Raw genomic sequence first — 17303 nt, 5'->3', positions numbered from 1 at the left:
TCTAATTCTGGAACAAAGATAAATACACCATACAAGTAAAATGATGTATAAAAAAAGGGAATACAGGTATAAATAAAGGTAAATATGAGGTCAATTCTTAAAATTTAACTAAAACGGGTATAAAATGATTCTTTTTAGCTTTTAAACGTACATTAAGTAAACATTAAACCTTTATTAGTACCATGTTTATAATTTAATAAATCCACCTGAATGTTAAATTTATTCTCGGTAGAATCTGCTTTTTGGTTTTAGGAATTTTATGCTTCCAATTATCTTGTGTAGCGCCTTGCATGATTAAAAAGCTTCCGTGCTCTAAAGGAATATCAATGCGTTTTAAGTCTGTACGCGTGGCATGTTTTAATTGAAAAGATCTTGTTTCTCCAAAAGTAACAGAACCAATAACCGTATTTTTACGTTGATTTGGTTCATAATCTTGATGCCAATCTACACTATCCTTTCCGTCTCTGTAATAATTAAGCAAACAACGTGGGAATTTAATCCCCACCTCCTGCTCTATTTTTTCTTTTATATATAGTAAATCTGCATTCCACGGCAACATTTTACTTTCACTCTCTGCATAAACTACTAATTCATTCTGGTCTCCATACCAAGCTGTTAATCTAGGTAAATCTACTTGTTTGCCATAGATAGTCATTTGGTCTTGTTCCCAAATGGTATTTTTAAGTAAGCTATTGTATAAGCGATCGCTTTCTTCTGTGCTGAAAAAATTTTCGAATAAAACAACATCAGCTCCCGGTAAATCGAATTCCGTTTTTATAATTTCATTTGTAGAAAACAAGTTGGGTTGTTTAAATAAATCCATTTCGTTTTATTTTAAATCATTTATGCTTTAATCGAAAAAAAAGTAAAAGGCTAACAAAAACTTATAGTCTTATTTGCTTTTTTCTAACTTGTTTTTTCTCAAATCTTTAATAAAATAACCAAGCATAATAACAATAAGAAAAGCAAATGGTAGCGAAGTTATAATTAGTAAACGCTGTACGGCTTCCAAAACATTAATATCTGCTTTTACATTGCCCAACAACACTAAAGCTATGGTTGCTAATAAAATAAAAACAGACCAAATAACACGATGTATTTTACTTGGGTTTTTAGAACCATTATCTGTAAACATACTTAATACAAACACCGCTGAATCTACAGAAGTAATTAAAAAACTGATTAATAAAAACACAGATGTTATGTTTAAAAAAGTAGCATAAGGATAATGTTCAAAAAAGACAAATATGGAAGAGAACACATTACCGAATTCGTTGTTGTAAACACCCCATTCTTCTATTAATTTAAATGCAGAAGCTCCAAACACAGAAAACCAGAAAAAAGTACCAATGGACGGAATAATTAATACCCCCAATAACAATTGTCTTATAGTACGCCCTTTAGAAATACGTGCAATAAAAATACCTGTAAAAGGTGCCCAAGATAGCCAAAAGGCCCAATAATAGAAAGTCCAACCTGTTAAAAAATCTAATCCTGGATTATAAGAACCTATAGCCAAACTCATAGGTATAAAATCTATGATATAATAAAGTGTAGCAGTTGCAAAAGAGATCAAAATGGTACTTATATCACTAGTTACAAACACAAATATTAAAATGACAAAAGTGACTATTATATTAAGTTTAGAGAATATTTTAATTCCTTTATTCACGCCTTGCCAAGCAGAATAACAAGCTATTGTAGAGATAATTACACAAAGTGAAATGGTTGTAACTATTCCAAAATTAGAATCGGTTATATGATTAAGGCCTCCTTTTATTTGAGTAGTCCCTAACCCTATGGCAGCAATTAACCCAAAAACAGTAGTAATAATGGTTATAACATCTACTCCTTTTTTTACAAATTCACTTTTTACGTGATCTTCTATAGTTGCACTAATTCGTACTTTCTTTTTTCTAATATATAGTGCATAGCCAATTATCATGGCAAACAACCCATAAAATGCCCAAGCCGTTAATCCCCATTGGTAAAAAGTATATTCTAGGGCTAAGGTATCTGGTAATAAATTAGACGCATAAGGCGGATTCTGTTGCATAAAAACAGGCTCTTGGACTGCTCTTAACAAAATACCAGACCCCATTCCGGCACTGTATAACATAGTTGTCCATGCCCAGAGTGAATATTCTGGTTTAGAATTGGGCTTTCCTAGTTTAATGTTTCCGTATCTAGAATATGCAATTACCAACAAAGCCAAAACACAACTAAAACCCAAATAAAGATAAAAATAACCGAAATAATTTCGAACCCATAACGACGCATCTTCTATCGCATTGTAACTCGCCTCTGTAGCAAAGAAAACCAATAAAGTACAACTAAAAATGATACCTACAGAAATAGATAAAATAGTATGCTTCTGAATGTATTTTAACATTAAAGGTGTTTTAATTTAGGCAAAAATAGGGATTAGAATTTAGATTATAATCCCTATTAATCTTGAAATAATAGACTCTGTTTTATATCTAGTTAACTATTTCTGTCATTTCATTTAAAATAAACTCGTCAACCTTACCTTCTGTTTCTTTTAAATAATGCGCTAAATATTTATTACCCATGTGTTTTTGCCATAACTCACGATTAACCCATTTTTCATGAAATATAAAGAAGTTTGGATTATCATTATCCTGATGTAGATCATAACTTATATTACCTTCCTCTGCTCTAGTAACATCTAAAAGTTTTAATAGCTCTGCTTTTACAAACGCTCTATGCTCCTCTTTTACTAAAACTCTTGCTACAATTGTTAAATACGATTTTTTCATGAGTAAAATGTTTAAATGGATTTAAGATTAGTATCAAATACAATACAAAGGTATGATTGAACTAAACCCTTTTAATGTACTTTAAATGGATAATAATGTATAAATAAAGGTTATGAGTGTGAAAAATCAGGTTGATATTTCTTTTTTATCTAAATTTGAATAGAAATTGTAAAAAATCAGACAAAAATGCAAGTAATTGAAGCTTTTAAACCTTTCGAAATACAAGAAATAGAATTAACAGATTGGAAACAACGTCCTGTTAAAAACAACTTTTTTGAATTGGTTTTAGTTAAAAATGGTACAGGAACACAATGTATTAACTACAACGAGCACGCCTATAAGAAAGGCAGCATTTTTTTGTTACCACCTTTAAAATGCCACTCATTTACAATAGCGCAACCTACACAATTTGTATTTCTGAAATTTACAGATTCATTCTTTAAAAATATAAATCGTATTACTATTGATAGAAATGAATGGTTTAAAGAAGCCTCCTATATCTTATCAAATTACAACCAATTACCAGGAGATATTATTAAGAATGATATAGATAGAAACCATCTAGAAAGTTTAATAAGTATGATTTTGCAAGAATCTAGAAACTACGGAGAATCGTCTATAAACCTTGTGACAAGCCTAATGACTAGCATTCTTGAAATACTAATTAGGAACATAAAAAAAGGTAGCTATTTTGAATTACCTAAAAATAATTCGGATGATAGAATTACAAAAATGTTAACTTATATTAATGAAAACATTGATAAAACAGAGTTGCTTAAAGTCGAAAACTTAGCTGATGTTTTTATGATGTCTCCCACTTATGTTAGTGAGTTTTTTAAAAAACAAGTACATATGTCTTTGCGAGAGTATATTATTAAAGCAAAACTTAAACTTGTAGAAATACGTTTATTGAACTCTGATTTCACATTAACACAAATTGCAGACGAGCTTGGTTTTACAGATGTTAGTCATCTCTCTAAAACCTTTAAACGCTACGCTGGTACATCTATCCGAGAGTTTAAAAATAATGGTGAATACATGCTGCTAAAAAGAGGTGCTTGTGCTTCTAGTATTAGAGCTTAACGACTAAATTATTTCTTACTTAATAATAATTTTTTGATTTCTTTTAAATCGTTTTCCATGGTTAACTGCCTTAACTTTAAGGCTTCATTTTCAGATTTTAAAACTTGAATTTCTTTAGTTTGTTGCTGAATAGCTTTTACCATTGGCGCCATTAAATCGTTATACCTTACACTTAACATGCCTTCGGAATCTTCTGTAATAATTCCGTTTATTTTTGAACTACTTGTTTTTAAAGCTTGCTTTAACTCCTGAGCTATAAAACCGTATTCTAATTTATTCCTTTTGTCGTTGTTTCTAAAATAAGATACTGGGCGTAATTTATTAATAAAGTCTAATCCTAAGTCTGAATCTTCAATAGTGTTTTTCCATCTTCTATCTGAAGTAATATCCCACGCTACTTGCACTCCTGCGTATGTTATTGCTGTCCCACCAATTCTTACTTGGTTATCTGCTGTTGGATCTGGCACTGAAGATAAGTAACCTATTGCGGTGTTATTACTACCTGTTGTTACGTTATCTAAGGCTCTGTAACCAATACCTGTGTTATTATTACCTGTAGTATTTAACCTAAGCGACTGATAACCAAATGCTGAGTTAAAATCACCTTCAGTGTTAGCACTAAGTGCTATATATCCCATGCCTGTATTGTTACTTCCAATAGTATTTCCTGATAAAGAGCTATAACCAGAAGTGGTATTGCGCAGTCCTGTAGTATTACTCCCTAGAGAAGCTCCACCAGTAGCAGTATTAAAATCACCTGTGGTGTTAGCATTAAGTGTATTTACACCAATTCCTATATTATAATTACCTTCTAAATTACCACTAAGGGCTCCTTGCCCTATAGCAGTGTTGTATAAGCCAATTGTATTATTTAAAAGTGAATTTACGCCACTAGCTGTATTACCTGATCCTGTAGTATTGTACAACATTGAATTAACACCACTTGTTGTATTATTATTCCCTGTAATATTATTGCTAAGTGCATTAGTTCCCATTGCCGTATTATTAACTCCTGTAGTATTATCCCTAAGAGAAGAACTACCTATCGCTGTATTATTCCCACCTGAAATATTACTGTAAAGTGAATTTGCTCCCATTGCAGTATTACTAGCTCCTGTCAAATTAGAATAAAGCGAATTTGCACCCATAGCTATATTACTACTTCCTGTAGTATTATTTGTTAACGAATTATACCCGTTGGCCGTATTATAACTTGCTGTTGTATTAGATGCCAAGGCATTTACTCCTGTTGCAGAATTATAATGCCCATTATTGGTTGAAAGCGCTAACACTCCTAAAGCCACATTACTACTTCCAGTTGTATTCGATTGAAGTGTGTTTTCTCCAAATGCGGTATTGTTGCTAGCTGTTATGTTCGATTGTAAAGCATTTGTTCCCATTGCTGTATTTCGAGTTCCTGTTGTATTCGAAAAAAGAGAATTTGCTCCAACTGCAGTATTTTCATTAGCAGTCTTATTAGAATACAAAGCATTAGTACCAACAGCGGTATTGTAATCACCACTAGTATTGAGAGTTAAAGATTCTGACCCACTTGCTGTGTTATGTGTTCCTGTTGTATTATCAAATAAAGAGAAAATACCAGTTGCAGTATTATTAGTTCCTGTTGTGTTTTTAGTTAGTGATTGCATACCTATTGCAGTATTGTTTCCTCCTGTAGTATTTTGATTTAAGGTTAACGACCCAACTCCTGTATTACCAGAACCAGAAGTATTATTAACAAGCGAGCTTGATCCAATTCCTGTATTAGAACTCGCAGTATTTGCAATAAGCGTATTAAAACCTACTGCAGTATTACTACCTCCACTTAGGTTATCTCTTAAAGCGTTTTGGCCAACAGCTGTATTTTGTCCTCCAGATGTATTAGAAGACATAGCATTTACACCAAAACTTGCATTATCTGTACCTGTAGTACTAAGCGGTAAACTATTAACCCCAAATGAGACATTATTAGCATCTAATAAACCAGCCTGTACATTATTGCGTTTAAAAACCAAATCTTGATCATCTGTAGTTCCAATAAAATTGACGGTGTCATCAGTTCCAGAATTACCTAAAATACTCCAGGCTCCACCAAATGTTGTCGATGTTGCTAATTTCAACCATTCTGTCCCATTCCAATAATAATATCCTGGAGTTACATCTGCAATAGTAGCGGTATTATAAACTAACAAACTAGTTAAAGGTGAAGTTATGGTAGCAACATCTGTTTTTGATAATAAACTTATTCTTGGAATTAAAATTCCTTTATCGGAACTAGTAACATCTAAAATAGAAGACGGATCTGGTGCAACTGTATTTACACCTACCTGAGAGAAAATATTAATACTAAAAAACAGTATTAATAAGGTTAAGTTTTTCATTTTATATAGCATTTATCTTTAAAAAAGCGAATTTAATCGACAAAAAAGTGCATTACAACGATTTAAATTAAAAAATCAAGCTGATTTAATAAAAAATGCTTTTTAACGAATTAATTTACCTTTTATCGATTTTAAATATAATTTACCATATGATTATAATGTCTCTAAAACCTTTATATAACAAAATAAAAACAGATCCAAAAAACTCAATACCCATAACAACTATTAAAGAAGTTGCTTTTCTGATAAACCGAAAACTAAATAATAATCTTTGGATTAATACAGTAAGTATTGAATTTAAAGGATCCGTTTTAAAAGAATCTTAATAAAATAAATATTCTATTTCATAATTTTAATGTTTACAATCTTCTGGTCTTTTTTTATAAACATGAGCAAATTGCCCCATGGCCATACGTTGTGATGCATCTTTAGCTCGATTTGCTAAAGCGCCTTCAAATAAACTATCAATCGTTGCTGCCCAAAGTTTTAACCAACGATTAAAATGGTCTTGGTGCATACCATAATTTAAGTTTTTATCCACTTTTACGTGCGCTTGGCTTGGATTTCCTTTAAAACAGGCTTCTCCAAATAAACTGGTCACCCAGAAATCGGTAAGTTTTTCAATATGCGGCGGCCATTGTTCATCTGTTAAATGATGATTAAAAATAGGACCTAATAAATCGTCTTTCCTTACAATTCTATAAAATTCGGATACTAGTTTATTTACGTCTGCTCTGTTTTCTATTTGCTTCATTTTAAATTAATTAATTCGTTTTTCTTTTTAAACAGTAAATAGTTTCTTTTATAGTAAACCAGCAGAAATAAAATATACCTACAGAGAAAATTACATCACCTATCATACGCATCCATTTTAAAGTTTGAACTGTTGGAGAGTATAATAAATCGGCACTACGTGCAAACGAATATCCTTTTGTTATAGACGTGTAAGCTTGTATTATTCCAACAGGCAACATACTAAAAACAACCATAGCAACTAAACCAATGTTTAAGAGCCAAAAGGCACGTTTTAGTTTTGTAGACTCCCAAACACGATCGGAATAAAAACGTAAGCAAATAATAATGAATCCCATACCTAGCAAGCCATAAACCCCAAATAATGCGGTGTGAGCGTGTACTGCTGTAGTATTTAATCCTTGAATATAATACAAAGCAATTGGAGGATTAATTAAGAAACCAAACACACCAGCTCCAACCATGTTCCAAAAAGATACCGAAATAAAGAAGAAAATAGGCCATTTGTATTTTTGCATCCATTTATGTTCTTTTAAAAGGTTCCAGTTTTCACGAATTTCAAAGCCCATTAAGGTTAACGGCACTACTTCTAAAGCACTAAACGTGGCTCCTAAAGCAATAGCTTGTACAGGTGTGCCTGAATAATATAAATGGTGAAGTGTTCCTATAATTCCACCGGCTAAAAATATAGTAGCAGAGGCTATAGATGCACGTCCAGCTGTTTTAGCTGAAAGAATCTTCATTCTTAAGAAAATAAACGCGATTATTACGGTTGCAAAAACTTCAAAGAACCCTTCTACCCAAAGGTGAACTAACCACCATCTCCAATAATTAATTACAGGTAAACTACTGTTTTCACCATACATTAATCCTGAAAAGAAAAACATACCAATAGCAATTACAGAAATCAATAATATAATTAGTAAATGTTTAGAATCGTCATTTTTCTTGATAGCAAACACTACATGTCTACCAACCATTAACACCCATAAAACAAGCCCAATGGCTAAGAATATTTGCCAGAAACGCCCAAGATCCATATACTCGTAACCTTGATGACCAAAGAAGAAATTGGTTGTTAAATCTAAAAATTGGTGTACGCCTAACCATTCACCTACTAGCGAACCTAAAACGATTACTAATAAAGCACCGAAAAGGAAATTAATACCAAATACTTGAAATTTCATTTCTTTACCACTAATCATGGGTGCTAAAAATAATCCTGTAGCCAACCATGTCGCAGCTATCCAAAACACGGCTAATTGTGTATGCCAAGTTCTTGTTATTGAATATGGTAAAATACTTGATAAATCCATACCAAAAAAGGCTTGACCTTCTACAGTGTAATGCACTGTTACCGCTCCTAAAACAACTTGCAAAGCAATTAATAATGAAATAACTATGAAATATTTTAAAACCGATTTTTGCGATTTAGTAAGAATAAGAGTGTCTAATGGATCTTCTTTTGGATGAATAATGGCATCCCCTTTTTCATGTTTTCTAAGATAGTAATACGCTAGAATTCCAATAAAAAGAATTAACAATACTACCGAAAATCCAGACCACATTTGAGAGTCGGGAGTTATAGTATTACCAATTAATGGCTCGTGTGGCCAGTTAGATGTATATGTATAATCTTTTTCTGGACGGTTTGTACTTGCAGCCCAAGAAGTCCAAAATAAAAATGCGTTTAATTGTTCTAGCTTTTCAACATCAACTAAAGCGCCTTCTGGAATAGCATATTTTTCATGTCCATTAGAAAAAATATCAGCATAATGTTTTGAGTTTTCTACAATAGCATCATATCTATCTTTTGTAATGGTAACACTTTCATCTAATGGATTATACGTGTTTGTTTTTATTGTTTTAATTAAACGTGCTTTTAAAGCCGCTTTCGGTTCTACATCTAAACTTTCGTAGCTTGTATTAAAGTCTTTTTTCGCCCAAGTATCAAGTAAAAAAATGGCTTCTTTGTGTATCCAATCGGCACTCCAATCTGGCGCCACATAACTACCATGCCCCCAAATGGAACCTACTTCCATACCTCCAATAGACTCCCAAACATTTTGCCCTATTTGAATATCTTCTTTAGTAAATACAGTTTCTCCTGTTTCTTTTATAATAACCGTTTTAGGAATCGGCGGTTGTTTTTGATACACTTCTGTTCCTACCCAAATTAATGCGATAAAGGAAAGAATTACGACGCTGGAAAATGCGATCCAAACTTTTTTCATTGTGATTGTTTTTTATTAGTTTTTTTAAAAAAATTATAATTTAGTAACGTCTTCTACACGTTGTACTTTATCTGCGATAGAAATGGATAGTCTAATAATAGAATCTTCTAATCCCTTTAAATCGTGAGGCACATTGGCGTCTAACGCTAAAATGGCTCCTTTTTTTAATATTTGTTGTTCTCCGTTTACTCCAAATTCAATTTCACCTTCAAAAATCTCCACTACTATAGGGAACGGTGCTTTGTGTTCCTTCATAAGTTGTCCTTTTTTGAACGCAATTCTAATTTCTCTAGTTGTGTCTGTTTTTAATAAAATTGTTACAATTGGTCTATCTTCACTATAAATAAGGTTTTCTGTTATTGATGCTGTTTTCATAATAGTTTCTATTTTAATTGTTATGCAAAATTGCGCTGAGGTTATCAGTTTATATTGTTTTAATCTCTATCTAAAATTCTAAATGTGTGATTGTTTATATTTTTATCAACTATAATCTGGCATGCAAATAAATAGTCCATAGTTTCTGGTGTGTTTATAAAACTTATATTATTTATATCTTTTTCAATTTCATTTTCAATAGGTTCTACAAAACAGGTTTTGCACATAGCACGTCCTTTACAATCCCCAATATCATCATAAGTATTATCGATAATTAGCTCCATGAGGTTAGGGTATTCAAAGCGCTTAAAATTAATGGCATGACTTTCACCTATAGTATCGATTATGGTTACTTTATATAAACAAAGCATAATCATTTTTTATAAATTTTGTTTTACTAATTTTAAATTTCGAAATACCATAAAGTACTAAACACGTCACCTTTATAACTTCACATAAAACAAACCATAAATGCAAACTACTTTTTGGAACGCTTTGGTTATTCATTACTAAAACGGCACGTTCATCTAAAGCTGGTAATAACCAAAAGCTTTGTAATAACACAATAAACACAGTGATAATAAAAAGCCATTTAAAATTATTTTTTGGGTTTTCTTTATAGCTTAAGCTTATTACGATAATTAAGGCAGCACATATAATCTCTACCTTATTAAGCGCATTAAACACTAATTGCCCAATGCCTAAACCTAATTCTATTGTGATACCGGGCGCTCTAAATTTTAGCCATGCTTCCATAAAACTAATGGCACATATATACCCTACCCATATAAAGGTGATTTCAATAATAAATGTTGTTCGCTTTTCCATACAAGACTAAAAGACCTTTTTATCTTTTATTTAATTAAATTTTATCGTTTTAAAATGAAACTACCCAAACTTAAATCATTAGTTAATGCTCTAAGAGACGTGTTTTCTAACATGCTCTTAAGATTATCTCTAATTTCTATAAATTTGAAATGCAGCGGACAAGGCGAGTTTTCATCACACTGTTTCAATCCTAATCCACACCCATTATATATCGAATCACCATCTAACAAACTTACAACTTCACTAAGCTTGGTTTCCATTTTGGGTTCTTCAATAGTAAACCCGCCATAAGGTCCTTTTATAGATTTTACAATGCTACTTTTAGTAAGTTGTTGTAAAATTTTAGCAGTAAAAGCAGGTGGCGAACTAATTTCTTTAGAAATTGTCCCCATACTAACCTTTCCCCCTTTAGAGCTCTGCTCTGCAATAAAAATTACCGCTCGAAGTCCATATTCACAAGATTTTGAAAACATATTTCTATTTATTTATGTGGCAAATATAATCATTTTATATAAAAGACAAAATTATCCGCTATAAAATCATTTAAAAAACACAATTACTTAATTAACTATAAATCAACGCTAAACGCTATATGAAAGAAAAAAAAAGGAACTATTTCTTTTAGAAATAATTCCTTTTTTAAATCATAAATTTTACTTCTATTTATGTTTGATATTTTCTCATCGATTTCTTGGTGGCCGCTGGCCTCTTCCTTCACGTCCAGGAGGTGGACCAGGATGTCTTTCTTCTTCAAACTCACCCATTAAACACCGACCAACATATGGATATGTATCCGTAATAATATACATATAAGTACCATTTAGGTAAATACCATTACATTCATCTAGATCTCCTTTACCTTTAACAAATTCCCAATCGGATACAAAAGTACCATCAAACTCATCACCATCCAATTCAACATCTATACTTGTTTTAGGATTAGAGTATGTACAATCGGTTGCAGAATAAGTACCATTAATAATTTGATAACTCGGTTTATATATTCCGCTTTTTGAATAATATATTGGAAACCCATCTTTAGCAAAACCAAGATGTACTAAATCTTCACTGCTATCAAAAGCCTCTACTAATCCCTCGGCAATACCATGATAATGATATTCTCCTGTAGGTTGCACATGGGCATTATTAAAATCTAAACCTAAATCTATTAAATCTTGTACGGCTTCTACTTTAAAGTTTTCTCCGCTATCACAAATTACCATTTCTGCAGTTTCTGGCTCAAATTTCACACCATTTAAGGCAACACCTGGTTCTCTTGCCCATTTGGCTATTCCTGTAAAAATAGGTTTTAAAGGGATTTTGTAGGTTTTATTTTGTGCAGAAATTTTATTTGGATTCCCTTTTCTTGGGTACTCACCCGTTTCGTGATTTGGTAATGCATTGGTAGTTATTAAACGGTAATCACCATCTATAACTACACTAGTTTTTGTCCCAAACGTTTTGTTATTTAACGTGTAGTTTCCAAAATAGTCGGTATTTGTTTCTGTGGGTTTCTCTTCACTATTTATATTGCTTTTTTGTGCATGACAGCTATAAAAAAGAGCAGATATAAAAATCATTAAAATAATTTTATAATTCATTTTGTTCTTATTTTTAATTAGTTAGACCAGAAAAAACTTAAAAACTTGTGCTACAATCTTTTTATTTTTCAAAATGTCTATTTTCTTCGGAATAAAAGCTTCAAAATTAACATAAAAAGAAATCGATGCCATTTATCTTTGTAAGATAGCCAAATAACTCATTTTATGATTTCAAAATACCCAAAACATATTATTCTTTTCTTATTCTTTATAGGAAGTATTTTGGTTAACGCTCAAAATACTGTTATAGAAATTACGGGAAAAGTGATAGAAACTGAAAGTAAACAGCCCATTGAATACGCCACGATTTCAATATTGGATTCTACTTCAAATAAACCAATAACAGGTACGATAAGTAATGAAAGCGGTGTTTTTTCAATTGATGTAAAAGCTACTAAATTTTATATTGAAGTGAGTTTTTTAGGATTTACAACTAAAACATTTCGAGATTTTAAAATAATAAAGAATAAAATTGATTTAAAAACCATTTCCCTTTCTGAAGATTTAGAAGCTTTAGGTGAAGTTTTAGTTAGAGCCGAAAAATCGCAAACCGAATTTAAACTAGATAAACGTATTTTTAATGTAGGATCGGATTTAAGCTCTACTGGTGCTGGTGCGTTAGAGGTTTTAAACAATGTGCCATCGGTAAATGTTAGTATTGAAGGTGAAGTAAGCTTACGCGGAAACTCGGGTGTGCAAATTTTGATTAACGGAAAACCATCAGTTTTGGCTAGTGCAGATGGTAATGCATTAGGTACAATTACTGCCGATATGATTGAAAAAATTGAAGTTATCACAAATCCATCAGCTAAATATGATGCTGCTGGAACTTCGGGAATTATAAATATTGTAATTAAAAAATCTGAAAAAAAAGGACTTAACGGTTCGGCTTCTTTAAATGTTGGTGTGCCAAATAGTAACAGTTTTGGTTTGAGTTTGAATCGAAGAACTGAAAAATTTAATCTTTTTAGTCAATTAGGTTTTGGTTTACGTACCTACCCTACCGAAACCGAAAGTATAAATCGTGATCTATTAGATAATACCGAAATAAATAGTTTTGGAGATAGCGAGTTTGACGAGAAATTCAGTAATATTCTTATCGGAACAGATTATCACATTAACGATAGAAATGTAATTACCTTAACAGGATCTTATGCTTATGAGGTTGAAGATCAAAATTCGCAACAAAATTATACGGGTTTAGACACTTCAAACAACACAACTACCGATGCCTGGTTGCGTGATGAAAAAACAGAAGCTACAAACCCAAAACTAAGCTACGAATTACAATATAAAAAGGATTTTAAACGTAATAAAGATCAAAGTTTACTTTTTAGTGCATTAGGAAGTTCGTTTAAAAAAGACCAATCGTCTAACTTTAATAACACCACGAGCATTGGAAGTTTGCCCGATTCGGAACAAAATACAAGAACCGATTACAAACTAGAAGATTATACTTTTAAGTTAGATTATGTTCATCCATTCTTAAAACATTACACCATAGAAACAGGTTCTCAATATGTAATTAATCAAGTTTCAAACGATTTTGCAGTAAGTGACTTAGAAAATGGTGTTTGGGTAGACAATGTCGATTTAACTAATGTTTTCAATTTCGATCAAAATGTACTCGGAGTTTATACTACTGCCGCTTACGAAGGCGAAAAATGGGGTGTTAAAATAGGCGTTCGATTAGAAGACACTAAAACTGAAACCTTGTTGGAGACTACAAATCAAAAAGATTCTAACAATTACACCAACCTTTTCCCTAGTGCACATACATCTTATACTGTTAACGAAGATTTCTCATTACAAGCCGGTTATTCTCGGCGAATAAACCGACCTAATTTACGATCCTTAAACCCGTTTTCTAACATTAGAAATAATTATAGTATATCTACTGGGAATCCCGATTTGCAACCAGAGTACACCAATTCTTACGAGTTAACAAGTATTCATAAAATTGGAAAGGCCTCATTAAATTTCAGTTTATACAATCGTTACACTACCGACGTTATTGAAAATATTACTGAATATGAAGACGATATTAGTACCTCGAGACCAGAAAATATAGGAACAAGCAATACTACCGGTTTTGAGTTTAATGGTAAATATAATCCTGTAAATTGGTTTTCTTTAAGTGGTGAATTCAATATTAATTTCTTTGATCGTAATGGTGTTTTTGAAGATGAATCTTTCGATTTTAAGGGTAACAGATGGACGTCTAGCTTAACAACAAAATTTAAATTACCTTTGGATTTTGATTTAGAAATGTCTGGCGATTATCAATCTAAATTTAAAAGTTTACAAGGTGAAACCTATGATAATCTGTATGCCGATTTGGGTATTAGAAAAAAAATATTAAAAGGAAAAGTAATACTAAATATGAGTATTCGAGATGTTTTTGCTTCTCGTAAAAATCAATCTGAAACTACACAACCAGAATTTTATTTATACAACAGTCGTAAACGTGGACGTTTTGTTTCCTTCGGTGTAAGCTATGGATTTGGAAAAGGTGAAGCCATGGAATTTTCTGGCAGACGCCATCGTTAATTATTTTTAATATGAAGAAACCATTATTATACATTTTTGTCGTAATATTAACTGTATTGAATTCGTGTAAAAACGAAAAACCAAAACAAATTGTAGAGAATTTGATAGTTGAAACTATTCCGATAGAAATACCTAAGAAAACCATAGATACAATGATTACCAAAGAATTTGTTTTGGGTAAGTTCGATTACCGAACGCATCATGCATTTGAAAAGGTAAGCGTATCCCATTCATCCAAAACCATCTATTTGAACAAAAAATGTTATGAAGCTTTTATAAAGATGTATAACCATGCGAAAGCAGATAGCATCGATTTAATAATTATCTCAGGAACACGAAATTTTTACGAGCAAAAAAGTATTTGGGAACGTAAATGGAAAAAATATGCCAGTTTAAAACCTAAAACGCGTGCCTTAAAAATTTTAGAATACAGCTCAATGCCTACTTCTTCACGTCACCATTGGGGAACCGATATGGATTTAAATAATCTAAACAATAGTTATTTTGAAAAAGGTAAAGGTTTAAAAATTTATAACTGGTTAGAAAAACATGCCAAAACTTATGGTTTTAGTCAGGTTTACACAGATAAAACAGGTGGAAGAACTGGTTATAATATGGAAAAATGGCATTGGTCGTTTATGCCATTAGCTGAAACATATTTAGAATTTTACAATAACAATATTAGCTATACTGATATTACTGGCTTTGAGGGATCAGAACAAGCAAAAGAGGTTGATATTATAAAAAACTATGTTAACGGAATATCTAAAAAGTAATTCTATCTTAATATACCATCGATAGATTTTATCCAATCCTCAATATCAGTATGGTTAGTATTAAGTGCCACACTTCCGTTTCCGTAAGGTGCATAAATATTTTCATTAGTAACAGAAAAGAAGCCAACGCAAGGTGTTAAACTAGCACTTGCCAAATGCATTACACCATTATCGGCTGCTATGAATATGCTTGTGTTTTTTATAATTCCCGCCATTTCTCGAATATCTTTACTATAGAAATTCGGAGATTTAAAGTTGATTTTAGAAATGTTTTCAATAGGTAGCATTTCGATAATATTAAAATCAGGATATTCCGCTTTTAGACGTTCATAAAAAGTTTCCCACCAAGTCTCCGAATAACATTTATTTCCTGTTGCATTGGTATAAATACAAATGGTTTTTTTATCATTTTTAATAATATCATCTAGGATGGCTTTTCCTTTTGCTATTTCGGATACATCCAACTTTATATCCAAAACAGGTAACGGACTCATATTTTTTTTAAAACCTAACCGTTCTAAATCATATCTTAAATTATAAATGGGATATTTAGAGATATGCCTATGATCGCTATATTCATTCTGAATACTTTCATTTACATCTCCAAAAATTTTGACTTTAGCTTTTGCTAAATTGGTAAGTAAACGCCCAGAAGATGAGTTTTTATCACCGTTAATAACCATATCGTAAGATTTCGATTTAACAGAAATCCAGCTTTTGGCATATTTATATATATTGCTAAATGGTTTTCTAGGCAGTTGGATAATTTTAGAAACCTCATTGTAATTTTCAAACACTGGATATGCTACACCTCCTTTTACAAACAAATCGATTTCGCAATTAGGAAAGGTATTAATAACTTCTTGAACTAGTGGTGTAAGTAACAATTGGTTTCCTAATCTATGATTAGGACGAATAATTAAAACACGTTTAACATCTTCAATTTTAATAGAGCCTTTTTCTGGCTCGTTATAAGAACTGCCCACATTTTTAGTAATGCCGCGCATTATATTTCTTCTTATATTATTAACACGTTTTTTAAAAGTCATCTATTAAATTATCTAGAATAATATTGCGAAATTACAAATAAGGAAACAGCTTGGCAAAAAACTATTAAGACTTATATTTTTCTTTGTACAAAATATTTAAAACAAGACCTCCAATTATTAAAGCAATACCAAGTAAACTCCAAAATGTATAAACTTCTCCAAAAATAAAAGTTCCAAAAAGCAGTGTAAAAACAACTTCAATATATTTTAATGGTGCTACTTGACTTGTAGATGCCATTTGAAAAGCCTTGGTCATGTAAACCTGTCCGAAATAGCCAAACACTCCTAATATGCAAAGTAAAAACCATTCTTTACCAACGGGTATAACCCAATTATTAATAGAGCCAACTAAGCCAACAATTGTAGATATTATCATAAAATAATTAACAACAACTACTGGGTGTTCACTTTTTCCTATTTTACTCAATATAATGTAAACAAGACCACTAAATACAGCAGAAACAAATACGAGTAGTAAGCCATAGCCACTAACCTCTTTATCAAATCCTTTTAAGACTAAAACGCCCGCAAAGGCCAATGCAAAAAATAACCATTGCACTGCTTTAATTTTTTCCTTCAATATTATAACGGCAAAAATAGCTGCAAAAACAGGAGCCAAATAACGTAAAGATACCGCACTTCCAATAGGTAAATATTTGGTAGACATAAAGAACAAACTCATAGAAGTAACTCCAACTAACCCACGAAGAATTAATAATTTCTTGTTATTCCCTACAAATGAAATCTTGTTTTTTATTAAGAAACCAAATGTAAAAAACAAAGAGCCTATAGAACGAAACAGAACAATTTGAAAGGCACTAAAGCCACTTAAATATTTTACCGTTGTATTCATGCAAGCAAAGGCTAATGTACTAATAAGCATGAATTGTAAA

17 protein-coding genes are annotated in these 17303 nt (G+C 31.6%); 4 read left to right on the top strand and 13 right to left on the bottom strand.

Features of this window, described 5'->3' with window-relative positions:
- Positions 1 to 193: 193 nt before the first annotated feature.
- The 3 genes from GQR97_RS14610 to GQR97_RS14600 all read right to left on the bottom strand — a co-directional run bounded on the left by GQR97_RS14610 (position 194) and on the right by GQR97_RS14600 (position 2780).
- Positions 194 to 823, bottom strand: coding sequence for an alpha-ketoglutarate-dependent dioxygenase AlkB family protein (locus GQR97_RS14610; RefSeq protein ID WP_158849684.1), 630 nt, complete (start codon positions 821 to 823; stop codon positions 194 to 196).
- Positions 824 to 892: 69 nt separating this feature from the next.
- Positions 893 to 2392, bottom strand: coding sequence for a BCCT family transporter (locus tag GQR97_RS14605; RefSeq protein ID WP_158849682.1), 1500 nt, complete (start codon positions 2390 to 2392; stop codon positions 893 to 895).
- 88 nt (positions 2393 to 2480) lie between these two features.
- Positions 2481 to 2780: a putative quinol monooxygenase gene (locus tag GQR97_RS14600; protein ID WP_158849680.1), complete on the bottom strand. Its 300-nt coding sequence runs from the start codon at positions 2778 to 2780 to the stop codon at positions 2481 to 2483.
- A gap of 186 nt (positions 2781 to 2966) precedes the next feature.
- Here GQR97_RS14600 and GQR97_RS14595 point away from each other — a divergent pair, with 186 nt between their 5' ends.
- Positions 2967 to 3863 carry an AraC family transcriptional regulator gene (locus tag GQR97_RS14595; protein ID WP_158849678.1) on the top strand — a complete coding sequence of 299 codons (897 nt, stop codon included), beginning with the start codon at positions 2967 to 2969 and terminating at the stop codon, positions 3861 to 3863.
- Positions 3864 to 3871: 8 nt separating this feature from the next.
- Here GQR97_RS14595 and GQR97_RS14590 read toward each other — a convergent pair whose 3' ends face one another.
- Positions 3872 to 6244: a tail fiber domain-containing protein gene (locus tag GQR97_RS14590; protein ID WP_158849676.1), complete on the bottom strand. Its 2373-nt coding sequence runs from the start codon at positions 6242 to 6244 to the stop codon at positions 3872 to 3874.
- Between the two features lie 95 nt (positions 6245 to 6339).
- On the opposite strand from GQR97_RS14590, the gene GQR97_RS14585 reads away from it, so the two are divergent.
- On the top strand, positions 6340 to 6570 hold the full coding sequence (locus GQR97_RS14585) for a hypothetical protein (RefSeq protein WP_158849674.1): 231 nt from the start codon (positions 6340 to 6342) through the stop codon (positions 6568 to 6570).
- Between the two features lie 26 nt (positions 6571 to 6596).
- Here the strand turns inward: GQR97_RS14585 and GQR97_RS14580 are convergent, their stop codons facing one another.
- From GQR97_RS14580 to GQR97_RS14550, 7 genes are all read right to left on the bottom strand, one after another.
- Positions 6597 to 6998 (bottom strand): group III truncated hemoglobin, encoded by a 402-nt coding sequence (locus tag GQR97_RS14580; RefSeq protein ID WP_158849672.1) that lies wholly within the window; start codon positions 6996 to 6998, stop codon positions 6597 to 6599.
- A 10-nt stretch (positions 6999 to 7008) separates the two neighbouring features.
- Positions 7009 to 9231 carry a nitric-oxide reductase large subunit gene (locus GQR97_RS14575; RefSeq protein ID WP_158849670.1) on the bottom strand — a complete coding sequence of 741 codons (2223 nt, stop codon included), beginning with the start codon at positions 9229 to 9231 and terminating at the stop codon, positions 7009 to 7011.
- A 33-nt stretch (positions 9232 to 9264) separates the two neighbouring features.
- Positions 9265 to 9606 (bottom strand): cupin domain-containing protein, encoded by a 342-nt coding sequence (locus GQR97_RS14570; protein ID WP_158849668.1) that lies wholly within the window; start codon positions 9604 to 9606, stop codon positions 9265 to 9267.
- A 59-nt stretch (positions 9607 to 9665) separates the two neighbouring features.
- The gene (locus tag GQR97_RS14565) at positions 9666 to 9977 is read right to left on the bottom strand and encodes a hypothetical protein (protein WP_158849666.1); all 312 of its coding nucleotides are present in this window, start codon (positions 9975 to 9977) and stop codon (positions 9666 to 9668) included.
- Complete coding sequence (locus GQR97_RS14560) at positions 9961 to 10434, bottom strand: hypothetical protein (protein WP_158849664.1); 474 nt, start codon at positions 10432 to 10434, stop codon at positions 9961 to 9963. The genes GQR97_RS14565 and GQR97_RS14560 overlap by 17 nt, the downstream gene beginning before the upstream one ends.
- Before the next feature lie 41 nt (positions 10435 to 10475).
- Entirely contained in the window at positions 10476 to 10907 is a 432-nt protein-coding gene (locus GQR97_RS14555) for an RrF2 family transcriptional regulator (RefSeq protein WP_158849662.1), read from the bottom strand.
- A 207-nt stretch (positions 10908 to 11114) separates the two neighbouring features.
- Positions 11115 to 12035, bottom strand: a complete 921-nt coding sequence (locus GQR97_RS14550) for a YHYH protein (RefSeq protein WP_158849660.1) — start codon at positions 12033 to 12035, stop codon at positions 11115 to 11117.
- Positions 12036 to 12200: 165 nt separating this feature from the next.
- On the opposite strand from GQR97_RS14550, the gene GQR97_RS14545 reads away from it, so the two are divergent.
- Together GQR97_RS14545 and GQR97_RS14540 are read left to right on the top strand one after the other, a co-directional pair.
- Positions 12201 to 14585, top strand: a complete 2385-nt coding sequence (locus GQR97_RS14545) for an outer membrane beta-barrel family protein (RefSeq protein ID WP_158849658.1) — start codon at positions 12201 to 12203, stop codon at positions 14583 to 14585.
- A gap of 11 nt (positions 14586 to 14596) precedes the next feature.
- Positions 14597 to 15361, top strand: a complete 765-nt coding sequence (locus GQR97_RS14540; RefSeq protein WP_158849656.1) for a M15 family metallopeptidase — start codon at positions 14597 to 14599, stop codon at positions 15359 to 15361.
- 2 nt (positions 15362 to 15363) lie between these two features.
- On the opposite strand, the gene GQR97_RS14535 is transcribed toward GQR97_RS14540, so the two are convergent.
- Together GQR97_RS14535 and GQR97_RS14530 are read right to left on the bottom strand one after the other, a co-directional pair.
- Positions 15364 to 16410 (bottom strand): glycosyltransferase family 9 protein, encoded by a 1047-nt coding sequence (locus GQR97_RS14535; protein WP_158849654.1) that lies wholly within the window; start codon positions 16408 to 16410, stop codon positions 15364 to 15366.
- Between the two features lie 64 nt (positions 16411 to 16474).
- Complete coding sequence (locus GQR97_RS14530) at positions 16475 to 17293, bottom strand: DMT family transporter (RefSeq protein WP_158851841.1); 819 nt, start codon at positions 17291 to 17293, stop codon at positions 16475 to 16477.
- Positions 17294 to 17303 lie beyond the last annotated feature (10 nt).

Source organism: Algibacter sp. L1A34 (assembly GCF_009796805.1).
Classification (GTDB): Bacteria; Bacteroidota; Bacteroidia; order Flavobacteriales; family Flavobacteriaceae; genus Algibacter.
Note: the sequence above shows the minus strand (reverse complement) of the source record. Positions and strands in the feature narration are given on the sequence as shown.

Excerpts from the sequence above, each read along its gene's own strand:
- GQR97_RS14610 (WP_158849684.1), bottom strand. The coding sequence starts at position 823 with ATGGATTTATTTAAACAACCCAACTTGTTTTCTACAAATGAAATTATA.
- GQR97_RS14605 (WP_158849682.1), bottom strand. The coding sequence starts at position 2,392 with ATGTTAAAATACATTCAGAAGCATACTATTTTATCTATTTCTGTAGGT.
- GQR97_RS14600 (WP_158849680.1), bottom strand. The coding sequence starts at position 2,780 with ATGAAAAAATCGTATTTAACAATTGTAGCAAGAGTTTTAGTAAAAGAG.
- GQR97_RS14595 (WP_158849678.1), top strand. The coding sequence starts at position 2,967 with ATGCAAGTAATTGAAGCTTTTAAACCTTTCGAAATACAAGAAATAGAA.
- GQR97_RS14590 (WP_158849676.1), bottom strand. The coding sequence starts at position 6,244 with ATGAAAAACTTAACCTTATTAATACTGTTTTTTAGTATTAATATTTTC.
- GQR97_RS14585 (WP_158849674.1), top strand. The coding sequence starts at position 6,340 with ATGCTTTTTAACGAATTAATTTACCTTTTATCGATTTTAAATATAATT.
- GQR97_RS14580 (WP_158849672.1), bottom strand. The coding sequence starts at position 6,998 with ATGAAGCAAATAGAAAACAGAGCAGACGTAAATAAACTAGTATCCGAA.
- GQR97_RS14575 (WP_158849670.1), bottom strand. The coding sequence starts at position 9,231 with ATGAAAAAAGTTTGGATCGCATTTTCCAGCGTCGTAATTCTTTCCTTT.
- GQR97_RS14570 (WP_158849668.1), bottom strand. The coding sequence starts at position 9,606 with ATGAAAACAGCATCAATAACAGAAAACCTTATTTATAGTGAAGATAGA.
- GQR97_RS14565 (WP_158849666.1), bottom strand. The coding sequence starts at position 9,977 with ATGCTTTGTTTATATAAAGTAACCATAATCGATACTATAGGTGAAAGT.
- GQR97_RS14560 (WP_158849664.1), bottom strand. The coding sequence starts at position 10,434 with ATGGAAAAGCGAACAACATTTATTATTGAAATCACCTTTATATGGGTA.
- GQR97_RS14555 (WP_158849662.1), bottom strand. The coding sequence starts at position 10,907 with ATGTTTTCAAAATCTTGTGAATATGGACTTCGAGCGGTAATTTTTATT.
- GQR97_RS14550 (WP_158849660.1), bottom strand. The coding sequence starts at position 12,035 with ATGAATTATAAAATTATTTTAATGATTTTTATATCTGCTCTTTTTTAT.
- GQR97_RS14545 (WP_158849658.1), top strand. The coding sequence starts at position 12,201 with ATGATTTCAAAATACCCAAAACATATTATTCTTTTCTTATTCTTTATA.
- GQR97_RS14540 (WP_158849656.1), top strand. The coding sequence starts at position 14,597 with ATGAAGAAACCATTATTATACATTTTTGTCGTAATATTAACTGTATTG.
- GQR97_RS14535 (WP_158849654.1), bottom strand. The coding sequence starts at position 16,410 with ATGACTTTTAAAAAACGTGTTAATAATATAAGAAGAAATATAATGCGC.
- GQR97_RS14530 (WP_158851841.1), bottom strand. The coding sequence starts at position 17,293 with ATGCTTATTAGTACATTAGCCTTTGCTTGCATGAATACAACGGTAAAA.